The organism is Herbidospora sp. RD11066 (assembly GCF_054661255.1).
The window spans coordinates 358,042-372,063 of record NZ_BAAGDO010000002.1 but is presented as its reverse complement, the minus strand read 5'-3'; the positions used below and the strand labels follow the sequence as shown (position 1 = coordinate 372,063).

Sequence of the window (14,022 nt, the reverse complement as noted above, 5' to 3'; positions counted from 1 at the left end):
CGGGGAAGACCACCATGACCGCCCGCCCGCTGCCGACCTGGCTCACCATCTCCACCGGCCCGGCGCCGGCGGTCATCGACGCACGCGCCTGCCGCACCCGCGCCGCCCTCTTCGACGAGACGGCGCGGGTCCTGCGCTTCCCCGCCTACTTCGGCCGCAACTGGGACGCCTTCGCCGACTCCCTCGGCGATGCCCTCCGCGCCGGCACCACCCTGCTCGCCATCGTCCACGCCGAAGAACTCCTCAGCGCCGAACCCCCCGAGCAGTACGCCACCCTGCTGGACATCTTCGCCGTCGCCGCCCGCACCGGCCTCCAGCTGACCCTCCACACCGACCCCGCCGGTGAGGCCCAGCTCCGCGCCCGCACCACCGACGCCCTCTAACCTTTCGCCGCCAGCCGCGTCAGCCGCTCCAGCGACACCCTCAGCGCCGCCGCGAACACCGGACGCGCCACCACCCACCCCAGGCGGCCCAGCGCGCCGAACGGCAACTCCAGGTCCTCCACCCACTCCACCCGGCTCCGCCCCTCCGGCAGCGGCTCCACATGGAACACCCCGCCGCCCCGGACCAGCGCCCCCGTGTGACGGACCTCCACCCTCGACCCCGGCGTGTACGCCGTCACCTCCATCGTGTCCGTGAACCCCACCGGACCGACCCCCGTGAACGCCGACAACCGCGTCCCCACCCCGACGCCGTCACCCCGCGTCACCTTCGCATCCGTGAGCAGCATCCACTCCCGATGCCGAGGCCAGTCGGTCATCACCGAGAACAACCGCTCCGCCGGCACATCGGCCTCCGCCGACACCGTCAACCGCACACTCATGCCCACTCCCTACCCACCACGTACACCACCTGACAGAACCTGGCAGGAACCCCCGCCACACTCACCCCCATGAACGCCACCGGCACCTTCGACATCACCACCTGGACCACCCTCGACACCCACGAGCACACCGGCACCACCATCACCCGCCACCGGCTCACCAAAACCTTCACCGGCGACCTCACCGGCACCTCCACCACCGAGATCCTCACCGTCGCCACCCCCGAAGGACCCGCCGCCTACACCGGCATCGAACACGTCGACGCCACCCTCCACGGCCGCACAGGCACCTTCGTCCTGGCCCACAGCGCCGGCGGGGGAGCGGACGGCACCCCCTGGATGCGCTGGGAAATCGTCGCCACCTCAGGAACCGGCGACCTGGCGGGCATCACCGGCACCGGCCAGATCATCAACGACGACGGCCACCACTACACCCTCGACTACCGGCTGCCCTGACCCATAGGCACCGCCTATCGGCCCCGCCCCCACACGTCTTGGACCCCCGCCCCACCCCGGTGATCTCCTGACCCCATGCGCAACCGCATCGTCGTCAAGAACGGCACCGTCCTCACCATGGAACCCGGCGCCACCCCCCACCCGGCCGACATCCTCATCGAGGACACCCGCATCACCGCCATCGCCCCCACCATCGACCACCCCGACGCCCACACCATCGACGCCACCCGCTGCATCGTCATGCCCGGCATGATCGACACCCACCGCCACGTCTGGCAGACCCAACTCCGCGGCGTCACCCACGACTGGTCACTCAAGGACTACATCCGCGCCATCCGCTTCCAAGCCGCCACCCACTACCGCCCCGCCGACATGTACGCCGGCAACCACCTCGGCATGCTCGAAGCCCTCGACGCCGGCATCACCACCGTCCTGGACTTCTCCCACTGCATCAACACCCCCGAACACGCCGAAGCCGCCCTCGACGGCACCCGCGACACCGGCATCCGCTCCGTCTACGCCCTCGGCCTCAACGACGCCCCCGGCGCCACCTTCACCACCCTCACCCAACGCCTCGACCACGCCCGCACCCTCCGCACCCGCGACCTGTCCTCCGACACCGCCCTCATCACCATGGGCATCAGCCTCAGCGACGTCCTCGTCGCCGGCATCGACCGCGTCACCGAAGAAGTCGCCGCCTCGCGCGACCTCGGCCTGCGCATCACCCTGCACGCCAACGCCGTCATGTTCCCCCAACCCGTCTCCGAAGTCGCCTTCCTCCACCACGCCGGACTCCTCGGCCCCGACCTCCTCTGGGTCCACCTCAACCAGACCACCGACGCCGAACTCCGCCTCGTCGCCGACACCGGCGGCTCCCTGTCCACCACCCCCGAAACCGAAATGCAGATGGGCATGGGCGCCCCCGCCCACGGCCGCTTCATGGACGCCGGCGGCCAATGCACCTTCGGCTGCGACGTCATCTCCAACAACTCAGGCGACCTGTTCCCCCAACTCCGCCTCGCCCTCCAAACCGAACGCATGCGCCGCAACGCCATCCACCTCGACGACCACCACGGACCCGACCACATCACCCCCACCGCCCTGTCCCACCTCCAAGGCGCCACCATCAACGCCGCCCGCGCCCTCGGCCTCGACACCCGCATCGGCACCCTCACCCCAGGCAAAGAAGCCGACCTCATCGTCATCCGCGCCGACGCCCCCAACATGCTCCCCGTCAACGACCCCGTCGCCGCCGTCACCCTCCACGCCCACACCGGCAACGTCGACACCGTCCTGGTCGCCGGACGCATCCTCAAACGCCACGGCAAACTCCTCGCCGACCCCGCCCACCACATCCCGCTCCTGGACGCCTCCCACGCCCACCTCCTCGACGCCATCGAAAAAACCGGCGGCCTCATCCCTCAGCCACCGGCCCCACTTCCCTGGTAAGCCACCCATGACGCTCCGCCGCCGCCCGCGCCGCCTCCCGTAACGCCACCACCACCGGCTCCCCAGCCGACTCCCGCAACCACACCAGCTCCCACACGAACACCGGCTCCGGCACGATCGACCGCACCACCAGCCCCGCCCCCGGACGCGGACACGAATCCGGCCACGCCGCCACACCCGCCTCCTCCACCACCTGCTCCAACATCGCCGACAACGGCACCTGCCCCGACGACACCGGGCCCGGATCGATCCCCGCCCGCCGCAGAAACCCCACCACGAAATCCACCCAATCCGGCGTATGCTCCGCATTCCCAAACACCCAATGCGCCCCCGCCAACTCCACCAGCGGAATCGGATCCCTCACCGCCAACGGAGAATCGGCCCGCAACACCACCCGCACCGGATCCGCCCGCACCACCTCACCCGCCAACTCCGGCGCCAGCACACTCCGCCGCCCCAACGCCACATCCAGCGACCCCGCACGCACCCCCGCCACCTGCGCCGGCATCCCCGCCAACCCCTGACGCACCCCCACACCGGGGGACACCCGCCTCAACTCACGCAACACCAGCGGCAACGTGTCCAAACCATCCACGATCGTCGCCACCCGCACCGGCCGCCGCTCCCACACCGACTCCCGCGCCTCCGCCGCCACCGCCAGCAGCCGATACGCCACCTCCAGAAACCGCGCCCCCGCCGCCGTCAACTCCACCCGCCGCGACGTCCGCACCAGCAGGGGAGCCCCCAACTGCACCTCCAAACGGCGGATCTGCGCCGACAGACTCGGCTGCGCGATGAACAACCGCGCCGCCGCCCGCCCGAAATGCAGCTCCTCCGCGACCACCACGAAATACCGCACCATCCGAAGATCAAGATCCGAACGCACGGCACGAGCCTAAACACCCCGGGCCGGCACACCGGGGGAGAGGGGAGGGGCCCCCTTCCGTACACGACAAGAAGAAGGCCCCCCGACACGCACCGGCCCCAGCAGGCGACGGGGACGAACCAGGCACAGGCCACCGCCGTAACCCACCCGGCCCACCACCGCGGCGACCCCGGCGACATTCCAGGCGACCGGCACCGCCGCGCCCAGCCACCCGCACACCGAAGCCACCCGAACCCGCCACAATCACACGCCCGCCGAACCGGACGAACCGCGATGCTCGGCGACCACCCCCGCACCGGTCAACCCCGAGACCCGCTCACGACCCGCGCCGAACCCGCACCCACCAGCACAACCGCACGGCAGGGGACAGGCCCGGGCGGTGAACCGTTCACCCCGCCCAGCCAACTTGACATAATGTTCATTATCAAGCAGGCAAAGCCACCGTAAGATCACAGCCATGGGCGGCACCGAACTCATCATCCTGCTGATCATCCTCGGCGCCATCGCCGGCATCATCCTGCTGGCGGTCCGCGCCGCCGGCGGACGACCCCGCGCACAAGTCGCCTACTGGGCACCCGGCGTCATCCCGCAGATCGCCGAACCCGTCCGCGAACGCGTGCGGGAACTCGGAGCGGAGAACCGCCTCGTCGAAGCGATCAAGGTCGTCCGCCAGGAGACCGGCCTGGGCCTGCGCGACGCCAAATTCGTCACCGAATCGATCATCGCCGGCCGCTACCTGCCCACCAGCACCGAACGCGCCCTCCAGACGGGCCCCGACCTGGCGACCAGGGTCCGCGAGCTCAAGGAGGCGGGCCGGACCGAACAAGCGATCTTCCTGGTGCGCGGCGAAACCGGCATGAACCAGGAACAGGCCGAAGGCTTCGTCGGCCTCATCTAAGCGGTCATTTGGGCAAAAGATGGCGATACCAGACAGAAGGTGGATTCTGTTTGGTATCGGATGCACTTCTCTTGACCGTCAGGTGACCGAATCCGCTGGTCAGCACACTTGTCCCCGGCCCCACGATCCCCCTCGTCGGCGAGCAGCCAAAGAGCGCAGGCGCATGCTGGTGGTCGCCTTGCTACTTTCCGCCTCGTTCATGGTATTTTTGCTCCGTTACGGCTTCGCGTGGCCGGCACCGCCCGCCGCCTCCGGCCCGCCCCGCACCCGGCGCCAACCAGCGGCGCCCGGCTCGCCGGGCAACGAGGCCCGGGCAAGAGAATCCCGTCTGACAGCGATCCATCCACATTCCCCCGGAAACGAAGACCGCTCGCCATTGCCATGCTCCGGGGCAGCGGCGTTCGGTGACACCTCATGGGCTGCGGCACACGACGGCGACGCATCTGCTGGCGGGCGGCACCGACATGGATATGGATGCCGTGCGACGCGACCACACGTTGAGAGCCTCAGAAAGCGTGCTGCGAACTGGGGCGTCGTTCTCGAGCTCCTGCGCGATCCCTACCTGATCACTGCGGTGGAGTCGGCCCTCCGTGATCGAAGCCGTCCTTGAACGGACCACCTCCGCCAACGAGGCGACCGACTACACCATCGCGCGTGGCCACCGAGAGCACGGTGACCACGCGAACCGACCCCTGGAGGGCTCCTCCACTCCGCGACGAGGGCTCGCTCACCCGCTTCCACACCTCGCTCGGCGAGGCACTGGGTCTCGGGTGTCGAGATCGTACCTGCCCGATGGCCGCCGCTCCCCTACGGCGAGGCCCCGCGTGATCTTGCGGCTTCCCCGAATGCCTGCATTCAACGACCTGTCCGCGTAGCGGCTCTCAAGGACACGAACTCCTCTCGGCGCAAGGCAACGGCGAGCGGCCCGAGTGCCGGGGTCATTTGTTAGGACCTCAAAGAAGCGCCGTCTGACCCGCTGGGCCATCTCCCCCGTGGCGGCCCTATTTCTCGTCCACCCAGAAGGTGTCGTGGCGGACGAAGAAGTCCTGGTCGTCGGCCGCTCGTCCGGAAGAGGCCCACTCGGCGATCCCCTCGAAGTACCCCTCTCGTGGTGCCCCCGGCGAGAACATCAGCAGCAGGCTGGCCGGTTCCCCCGACTCGTTGCGGAACCCGTGGATCCCCCCTTCGGGCACGTGCACGAAGTCGCCTGGCGCGGTCGTGATCCACTCCTGGCCGTTATAGATGCGGACCGTTCCGGTGAGGATGAAGAAGGATTCGGTGAGGCTGCGGTGGAAGTGGGGTGCGGGGCCGCTGGGCTGGGCGCCCATGTCCCAGCGGTAGAGGCCGAATTTGCCGTCGGTGGTGGCGCCGGTGGCGAGGTAGGTGCAGCTGCCGCCGTTGCGGTAGGTGATGTCGGGTGGGGCGCCTGCGGGGAGGTAGGTGGCGTTGATGTCCCCGGCGTCCCCCAGGTAGCGCGGTTCCGGATATGTCATGTTTTCGATCATGCCACTGAGCTGGGATTGTCGGTGGGCGGGGTTAGGGTCTGGGGTCATGCGTCCCGCGGAGCTGAATCGGTTGTCGGTGGAAGAGGCGGCGGATCGTTATGTGGAGTTGGTCCGTGCGAAGGTGGTGACGGGCGGTCTGTCTCGGGCGACAGCCGAGGTGTATGCGCGTGATGTGCAGACGTTCGTCCGGCTGACGCGGGCGTGTGGTCTGTCGGCGGTGCTCGATGATCTGGCGGGTGACGATGTCGACGCCGTTCTGCTGGCGTTCGCCCGTAAGCCCGATGAGCGGCGCAGGGAGCCGGCGGGTGGGGCGGAGTTGCAGAGTGCGGCGTCGCAGGCGCGGTTCCGGCGGTCGGTGTCGGCGTTGTTCAAGCATGCGGCGCTGGCGGGGTGGGTGCAGCTGAATCCGATGGCGTCGGCGACGGTGGTGGCCAAGGAGCGCGGCGGGTTGCGGGCGGAGCGTCGGGCGCTGACGAAGGAGCAGGCGCAGGGGTTGATCGGCGCGGCCGCCTCTCCCGCCGCGGCCGAGGAGGTGCGAGGGCGGCGTGATCAGCGGACGGAGGTCCGTGACGCGTTGATCGTGTTGTTGCTGACATTGGTGGGTCCGCGGGTGTCGGAGCTGGTGCGGGCGAATGTGGAGGATTTCTACACCAACGACGGTGATCGTTACTGGCGGATCTTCGGTAAGGGCGGGAAGACGCGGGATGTGCCGCTCCCCCGGCTGGTGGCCGACGTCCTGGCCGCCTATCTGGAGGTGCGGCAGGGTGATGACAAGGCGTTGCTGTTGTCGTGGCGGGGGCGGCGGCTGGCGCGGGGTGACGTGCAGGGGGTGATCGACCGGGTGCAGGCGCGGGTCGATCCGGAGCGGCGGCGTTCGGTGACGCCTCATGGGCTGCGGCATACGACGGCGACGCATCTGCTGGCGGGCGGCACCGACATGGACGCCGTGCGGCGAGTCCTGGGCCACAGTGACCTGACGACGCTGGGGCGCTATCGCGATGAGCTGCCGGGCGAGCTGGAGGCGGCGATGCGCGCCCATCCGCTTGCCCACGATACGGGTGTCTAGGCGGGGCGGTAGAGACCCGTATAAGGCTTGACTCTCACGTAACGGGAGGCCACAGGCTGGTCGGCGTCAGGAGAGGAGGGGGAATCATGGCGGGTTTGTCGGTGGGTCAGGTGGCGGCGTTCGCCGGTGTGACGGTCCGCACGCTGCACCATTACGACGAGATCGGCCTGTTGTCGCCGAGTGAGCGCACGGCGGCCGGTTACCGGCGTTACGCCGACCCGGATCTGGAGCGTCTGCAGCAGGTGCTGTTCTACCGGGAACTGGGTTTCCCCCTCGAGGAGATCACCACGATCCTCGATGATCCGGGAGTGGACGCCGCGACGCATCTGCGGCGTCAGCATGAGCTGCTGCGTCGGCGGATCACCCGGCTGGAGGCGTTGGTGGTGGCGGTGGAGGTCGCTTTGGAGGCGGCCAGGATGGGGGTCGCGTTGACGCCGCAGGAGCGTTACGAGGTGTTCGGTGAGTTCCGCCCGGAGGATCACGCGGAGGAGGCCGAGCAGAGGTGGGGCGGCACGCCGGCGTGGACGGAGAGCCGCCGTCGCACGTCGTCGTACGGGAAGGCCGACTGGGAGCGGATCAAGTCGGAGGCCGGCGGGCTGGTGGAAGAGTGGGCGGGCCTGTTCGCGGGGGGCGTGCCCGCGGAGTCGGCGGAGGCGACGAGGGTGGCGGAGCGTCACCGGGAGCACATCAGCCGGTGGTTCTACACGTGCACGTATGAGATCCATGTGGGCCTGGGCGAGATGTACGTGGCCGATGAGAGGTTCGCCCGCAACTACGAGGCGGTGGCCGAGGGTCTGGCGACCTACATCCGCGATTCGATCACCGCCAACGCCGGAGCCAACCGGTAGCGGCCTCCCCCGGGTTCCGCTCCACGCGTGGCCGGTCGGCGGGGCGGTGACGACGCCGGAGGTTGGTGCAGCGAGCCGCGACCGCATCTCGCGCGATGGAAGGCCAGCTGGGGATCGTTTGGCTCTGCCGACAACGGAGCCGCCCCTGCCGCCTGCGGGTCACCCACCACGCAGGTGTCACTACTCCCGTTCGCACTTGGAAGCCCGCCGGATGCGCTCATTCGTGCTGAGTCGAACTTCGCCGGTGCTGCGTCGGGATTCGACGGCCGCCACCGTCTGCTCCGCTGGGGAGGCTTCAGTGTCCGTTAGTGGCGCTCTGAAGTCTGCGCCGGTGCGGCGAAGTGCGTCTCGTGCATGGGCGGTGTTGGGCAGCGATGGACTGTGGCGCGATCGAGCCGTTCCGTAGGGGCTTCGGCCACGAGGATGGTGCTCTTTGACTAGACCTGGCCGGGGTCCAGGACCTGGAGCTGCCGACCGCGACCGGCATGGGACTGCTGTGTGGCGGGGTTGTCCCCTCTCCCCCACATCGGCCGGTCAAGAGCTCCTAACAAAATGAAGCTAGCTGGCCCGGCGCCGGTGCGGCGAGGTGTGTCACCTGCATCGGCGGCACCTGGCAAAGGCGAGTTGCCGGGCATCGGAGCCATTTTGTTTGGGCCTCCAAGGCATCAGGCCTATCCGTCTGCCGATCATGCGATCTCCTCCGCGACAGGTATCCGGGCCGATCGATCAATCGCCTCCTTCTTGGTCAGGCCGGGCGTGGAATCGATGATTCTTTCACGTTGGGGTGTAGGAGATCCGTGTCGGTGGACCGGCCGGGCTGGAGGCTCTTTTCGGTGTTCAGCCCGCATTCCGAGAGCTCTCGGCAGGTGGGGTGGGCGCTGGTGGATGCCTGGTTCTTCGAGGTGGTGGGGTCTGCTCGGCTTGGGTTTTGTCGGTTTGGCGGTTTTTTCGGTTTTCCGGGCGGGGTTGTGTGATCTTTGTCATGATGGGCGTGACTGGTTGTGGGTAAGCCCGGTTTCCCCTTTCACATCGTGGAAACGCCGTTGTAATAGGGGTTCCGGAGGATGGGCGGCATGATCAGGGCCATTCTCTTCGACCTGGACGAGACGCTGTTCGATCATCGGGCGGCGGTGGCGCACGCGGTGACGGCGTGGACGGCCGAGCGGTCTCCGTTCCATCCGCTGCTGGCCGAGGGGCCGGGCCTGTGGTTACGGCTGGAGGACGTCCACCTCCCCGCCTGGCATCGGGGCGAGTGCTCCTTCGGTGAGCAGCGGCGGCGCCGGCTGCGTGACTACTGCCGGATGCTGGGCCTGGCGGTCCCGATGAATCTCGACGGCGCCTACGCGGAGTTCCTCGACCTCTACGAGCAGGCGTGGACGGCGTTTCCCGACGCCACCACGGTCGTGAACCAGCTCTCCGGCACAGGTGTGACGCTGGGGGTGCTGACCAACGGGCAGCCGGTGCAGCAGGAGGCGAAGCTGCGCCGCCTGGGCCTGCTCGACCGGCTCGACCCGGTGCTGACCCCCGACGCGCTGGGCGGCAACTTCAAACCGTCGGCCGAGGTGTACACGGCTGCGGCGTCGAAGCTGGGGCTGGACCCAGCCGAGATCGTCCTGGTGGGCGACAACCTGAACCTCGACGCGATCGGCCCGACCCGGGCGGGCATGCACGGCGTCTGGCTCGACCGCTACGGCTCGGTTCCCGCCCCGGCGGGGGTCCCGGCGATCCGGACCCTTCTGGAGCTCCCGGCGCTGCTGCCGGCGCTGGCGTCGGTGCGTCCATTGGCGCTGGTCTGATTCTGTTTCCGCTGGACGGGGTGTGGTTCACTCCAGGCGCTGGTGAACGGCTGCCGCCCCTGTCTCAGCTGCGCACGCCCGCCCAGCCCATGACATTGGCGGACGTCAACGATCTTTGAGGTCTGTCGGGTCGGTCATCTGCCTGGCTTTCCCTACGCACGCCCCCCGGCTCTCCTGACAGCCGTAGGCGTGTCCACCGCCGGACCAGCGACGATCGGAACACGGCAGACCGCCCTCACAACCGCGTCCGTTCCCCTTCAAAGCGCCAACGCACAGGCATGCGGCGGTTGTCCCGGTCGCTTCCGCTCGGAAAGCCAGGGCCGCACGATGGACGCCGCTGGCCATCGCCGCGCAGCGTGACGACCGGTTCGGCATCGGTCTGTGGCCATACACAGGTCATCGGCTACCTCGGCCTCACCTGCACGCGCCTGCACAACGTCGACCACGGATGAGGTCGGCGGGCTTCGGGGGCGAGGCCGGTGGTGGGTTTCGTCCGGGAGACGCCGTGGCGCTCCCCCGGGACTCCCGGTCCGGCCCCGCGATCATGACCGGGTCGTTGTTCGGGTCATGCGGCTTTGAGGTGGACTGCGGCGGCGACGTTGCGGGCGCGGCAGGGGTGGGTGAGGGCGTCGGTGTTGTCGGCCACCTGGTCGACGGTGCCGATGAGGTCGAGGCGGGCGATGGCGGGGTCGGTGACGGAGTCCATGAGGGCTCGGGCGTAGCGGTGGCCGCCGAGCACCTGGAAAGGCCGATCATGGTAGGGGCGCAGGCCCTGATCGACGGGGTCGGTCAGACCGAGACGGTTGTGGAGGGCGGCCACGCGAAGGTAGGCGGCCGACAGGTGGCGTTCGCGGCCCTGCCACGTCGATTCTCGCAGCGCTCCGCTGAGGGCGTCGCCGAGTTCGGCCGAGCCTGACAGGCGGTTGAAGGCGCTGCCGAGCCACTTCGTGTACGGCGGATAGCGCCGCCTCATGAGCAGGGTCAACCTCATCAGGTCGCGGGCGATGCGGCCGGTGGCCAGGATCGAGCCCAGGTCGTCGCCGACCTCTCCGGCGCGGCCGGGGAAGCTCTCCTCCTGGGCGATGCGGGTCCACTGGCAGGCCAGGACGTACCGCCAGATGTCGGTGGGGTACCAGCGCAGGCGGCGGCGGGCGGCGCACAGAACGTCCAGGCCGTCGTGGAAGACGTCGCCGCCGGTGAATTCGGCGAGGCGCTGCCAGGGGACGGACAGCCAGTCGTCCACGCTGATGGGGTCTCTGGGGTCGAAGCCGAGCTGCTGTCTGGCCCAGGGGGTGAATTCGGTGATGGTGACGCCGGGGCGTACCGGATGGATGTCGGAACCGAACGCGGTCGGGAAGCCGCCGTATTCGGCGGGCAGCCGGTTCCACACGCGGTCGCGGATCTCCTCGGCGCGGCCGCACGGCACGAACACCAGCGCGCGGGGGCCCCAGTCGTGGTCGGCGGAGCGGGCGGTGTCGAAGCCGAGCACCTCCGAGCCGGGCCCGATGAGGGCGGAGCTATGGGGGACGTCGTCCAGGAGCGGCCGCACCACGTCGTGGTAGTAGGCGCGGGACAACTCCAGGCCGGGAACGAAAGCGGACATCATTCCTTCACTGTGCATGGTGTTGCCGCGCCGCTCACCTGGTTTTATGCGTCGGGTACTCTTGTCGCCGCCACGAGCCTGCGGGCGTATCCGAGCCGCCGGTAAACCGCTAGCGCGGCGGCGTTGACGTCGTCGACCATGAGCGAGACGCGGCCGTGCCGCTCCAGCAGCGTGGCGGTGAGGAACCGGCAGATCGTCCCGGCCAGGCCGCTCCCCCGCGCCTGCGGGAGGGTCGCGACGCCGCCGACGAATCCCACGGTGGGCGCCGACCAGGCGTCGGCCCCGACCGCGACCAGGTGGCCCGTGGTGTCGCGGATCCCGGCCCAGCGGGTGACGCCGGGCATCCCGGGCCGGGCGTAGGCGTCGGGGTTGGCGACGGCCAGCACCCGCGCGACCTCCGCCTCGGCGCCCGCCTCCAGCCACCTGACGTCGGCGGCCACCGAGAGTGACCCGTTCACCGGCGATCCGGGCGGCCCTGTCCTCGGCCGCAGAGAAGACAACTGAGAAGACAACAGGGAGGACGGCCGGGAAGATGGCACTGGTGATGCGGTGCCGGTCTCGGCCACTCGGCCGTCATGCGCAGTCGCGCCGGTTCTCTCCCCCGCGAGTCCGAACGTAGGTGAGGCGGCATCGGGTGACACCGGGCCGCCGCCAAGCCTTCCGTCGGCGGGAGCAGCAGGACCCGGCGCTACCGCACCGACGTCAAGCCCTCCGCCCGCGGTCCCGGCGGCAGGGGAAACGGGACCCGGCGACTCCCCACCCGCGCCAGGACGGTGTGGATCGAGCCGGTCCGGCCGGGTGAATGCTCTCTGATCCGAGGCGGCCGGGCGGGACCCACCGAGGTTTCCTGCTCCCTCCTCGTCCCGCGACCGGCCGGTACCCGCGGTTTCCCGCTCGGTGACCCCAAGCCGGACCGTGCCCGGATCCACGGTCATCCAGGTGAAGTTCCCCGCCGGTCCCAGCTCACCCCGCATCTGTTCCACCAGCCGGTGAACGACCTCCCGGTCGCCGAACGGCCGGTATCCGGTGCCGAGCTCCCGCCACGCCTCCCGGACGAGCCGCGCCAGACCTCGGTCCCCCGCCTCCCCCCACACGGCGAGGCGATCATGCTTGGACACCGCCGGGCACGCCACCACCACCGCGTCCCCCAGCGCCCACGCCCGCGCTCCCCCGTGGGGAAGCCGCTGGGCGGTCCACACGACGAGGTCGTCTCCCCCGGTGGCGGTGACGACCTCGTCCAGGTGGCGCAGTTCTCTCACAGAATGGCGCCCGGCCGGTACGCGGCCGCCTCGGGGAAACGGCCCGTGATCTCCGCCACATGAGCCACGACGGCGGCGACCTGGTCGGCGGCGGCGCCGGTGAAGGAGACGCGGTCGGCGAGCAGCGCGTCGAGGTCGGCGCGGGACAGCGGGAAGCGGGCGTCGGCGCCGAGCCGGTCGAGCAGGGTGTTGCCCCCGCCGTCCTGGCGCATCGCCAAGGCGGCGGCGACGGCGTGTTCCTTGATGAGCTCGTGCCCCACCTCGCGGCCCAGGCCCGCCTTGACGGCGGCCATGAGCATCTTGGTCGTGCCGAGGAAGGGCAGGTAGCGGTCGAGTTCGGCCTCGATGACGGCGGGGAAGGCGCCGAATTCGTCCAGGACCGTCAGCATCGTCTCGATCAGGCCGTCGAAGGCGAAGAACGCGTCGGGGAGGGCGACGCGGCGGACGACCGAGCAGGACACGTCGCCTTCGTTCCACTGGTCACCGGCCAGCTCGCCCGCCATGGAGGCGTAGCCGCGCAGGATGACGGTCAGGCCGTTGACGCGCTCGCAGGAGCGGGTGTTCATCTTGTGCGGCATCGCGGAGGAGCCGACCTGGCCCTCCTGGAAGCCTTCGGTGACCAGTTCGTGGCCGGCCATGAGGCGGATGGTCTTGGCCAGGGAGGAGGGGGCGGCGGCGAGCTGGACGAGCGTGGTGAGCACGTCGTAGTCGAGGGAGCGCGGGTAGACCTGGCCGACGCTGGTGAAGCGGCGGGAGAACCCTAGGTGGGCGGCGACCCGGTCCTCCAGGTCGGCGAGGTGGTCGGCGCCGAGGAGGTCGAGCATGTCCTGGGCGGTGCCGACGGGGCCCTTGATGCCGCGCAGCGGGTAGCGGGCGATCAGGTCGTCGAGGCGTTCGAACGCGGCGGTCAGCTCGTCGGCGGCGGTGGCGAAGCGCTTGCCGAGGGTGGTGGCCTGGGCGGCGACGTTGTGGGAACGCCCGGCCATCACGGTCGAGGAGTACTCCCCCGCCAGGTGCGCCAGGCGGGCGAGGAGGGCGACGACGCGGTCGCGGACCAGCAGGAGGCTGTCGCGGACCTGGAGCTGCTCGACGTTCTCGGTCAGGTCGCGCGAGGTCATGCCCTTGTGGACGTGCTCGTGGCCGGCCAACGCGTTGAACTCCTCGATGCGCGCCTTCACGTCGTGCCGGGTGACGCGTTCACGGGCCGCGATCGACGTCAGGTCGACGGTGTCGGCCGCCTTCTCATAAGCGGTGATCACGTCGGCGGGGACCGGGATCCCGAGGTCGGCCTGGGCCTTGAGCACGGCCACCCACAGCCGCCGCTCCAGAACCACCTTGTGGTCGGGAGACCACAGGCGGGCCAGGGCGGGCGAGGCGTAGCGGGTGGCCAGGACGTTGGGGATGCGCGGCTTGTCGGTCACGTTCCCCGAGTT

13 protein-coding genes are annotated in these 14,022 nt (G+C 69.7%); 7 read left to right on the top strand and 6 right to left on the bottom strand.

Annotation, left to right across the window (positions count from 1 at the left end; genetic code table 11):
* Window positions 1-14: 14 nt before the first annotated feature.
* Window positions 15-383 (top strand): barstar family protein, encoded by a 369-nt coding sequence (locus ACYQ78_RS08205; protein WP_459800121.1) that lies wholly within the window; start codon window positions 15-17, stop codon window positions 381-383.
* Here ACYQ78_RS08205 and ACYQ78_RS08200 read toward each other — a convergent pair.
* Window positions 380-823 carry an SRPBCC family protein gene (locus ACYQ78_RS08200; RefSeq protein WP_459800120.1) on the bottom strand — a complete coding sequence of 148 codons (444 nt, stop codon included), beginning with the start codon at window positions 821-823 and terminating at the stop codon, window positions 380-382. The genes ACYQ78_RS08205 and ACYQ78_RS08200 overlap by 4 nt on opposite strands.
* Window positions 824-892: 69 nt before the next feature.
* Between ACYQ78_RS08200 and ACYQ78_RS08195 the strand changes: the two genes are divergently transcribed.
* Window positions 893-1,279: a DUF3224 domain-containing protein gene (locus tag ACYQ78_RS08195; RefSeq protein WP_459800119.1), complete on the top strand. Its 387-nt coding sequence runs from the start codon at window positions 893-895 to the stop codon at window positions 1,277-1,279.
* A gap of 75 nt (window positions 1,280-1,354) precedes the next feature.
* Complete coding sequence (locus tag ACYQ78_RS08190) at window positions 1,355-2,728, top strand: amidohydrolase family protein (protein ID WP_459800118.1); 1,374 nt, start codon at window positions 1,355-1,357, stop codon at window positions 2,726-2,728.
* Here the strand turns inward: ACYQ78_RS08190 and ACYQ78_RS08185 are convergent.
* On the bottom strand, window positions 2,694-3,614 hold the full coding sequence (locus ACYQ78_RS08185) for a LysR family transcriptional regulator (RefSeq protein ID WP_459800117.1): 921 nt from the start codon (window positions 3,612-3,614) through the stop codon (window positions 2,694-2,696). The genes ACYQ78_RS08190 and ACYQ78_RS08185 overlap by 35 nt on opposite strands.
* Before the next feature lie 457 nt (window positions 3,615-4,071).
* Here ACYQ78_RS08185 and ACYQ78_RS08180 point away from each other — a divergent pair, with 457 nt between their 5' ends.
* Window positions 4,072-4,512 (top strand): hypothetical protein, encoded by a 441-nt coding sequence (locus tag ACYQ78_RS08180; RefSeq protein ID WP_459800116.1) that lies wholly within the window; start codon window positions 4,072-4,074, stop codon window positions 4,510-4,512.
* Window positions 4,513-5,513: 1,001 nt separating this feature from the next.
* Here ACYQ78_RS08180 and ACYQ78_RS08175 read toward each other — a convergent pair.
* On the bottom strand, window positions 5,514-6,005 hold the full coding sequence (locus tag ACYQ78_RS08175) for a cupin domain-containing protein (protein WP_459800115.1): 492 nt from the start codon (window positions 6,003-6,005) through the stop codon (window positions 5,514-5,516).
* Window positions 6,006-6,063: 58 nt separating this feature from the next.
* Between ACYQ78_RS08175 and ACYQ78_RS08170 the strand changes: the two genes are divergently transcribed.
* The 3 genes from ACYQ78_RS08170 (at window position 6,064) to ACYQ78_RS08160 (ending at window position 9,727) form a co-directional block, all read left to right on the top strand.
* Window positions 6,064-7,083, top strand: coding sequence for a tyrosine-type recombinase/integrase (locus tag ACYQ78_RS08170; RefSeq protein WP_459800114.1), 1,020 nt, complete (start codon window positions 6,064-6,066; stop codon window positions 7,081-7,083).
* Window positions 7,084-7,169: 86 nt separating this feature from the next.
* Window positions 7,170-7,931, top strand: coding sequence for a MerR family transcriptional regulator (locus tag ACYQ78_RS08165; RefSeq protein WP_459800113.1), 762 nt, complete (start codon window positions 7,170-7,172; stop codon window positions 7,929-7,931).
* 1,073 nt (window positions 7,932-9,004) lie between these two features.
* On the top strand, window positions 9,005-9,727 hold the full coding sequence (locus ACYQ78_RS08160; RefSeq protein WP_459800112.1) for an HAD family hydrolase: 723 nt from the start codon (window positions 9,005-9,007) through the stop codon (window positions 9,725-9,727).
* 565 nt (window positions 9,728-10,292) lie between these two features.
* Here the strand turns inward: ACYQ78_RS08160 and ACYQ78_RS08155 are convergent.
* The 3 genes from ACYQ78_RS08155 to purB all read right to left on the bottom strand — a co-directional run bounded on the left by ACYQ78_RS08155 (window position 10,293) and on the right by purB (window position 14,010).
* A complete protein-coding gene (locus ACYQ78_RS08155; protein ID WP_459800111.1) occupies window positions 10,293-11,330 on the bottom strand; it encodes a DUF4037 domain-containing protein in 1,038 nt (345 codons plus the stop codon).
* 44 nt (window positions 11,331-11,374) lie between these two features.
* Window positions 11,375-11,788, bottom strand: a complete 414-nt coding sequence (locus tag ACYQ78_RS08150; protein ID WP_459800110.1) for a GNAT family N-acetyltransferase — start codon at window positions 11,786-11,788, stop codon at window positions 11,375-11,377.
* A gap of 797 nt (window positions 11,789-12,585) precedes the next feature.
* Window positions 12,586-14,010 carry an adenylosuccinate lyase gene (gene purB / locus ACYQ78_RS08145; protein ID WP_459800109.1) on the bottom strand — a complete coding sequence of 475 codons (1,425 nt, stop codon included), beginning with the start codon at window positions 14,008-14,010 and terminating at the stop codon, window positions 12,586-12,588.
* Window positions 14,011-14,022: the final 12 nt, after the last annotated feature.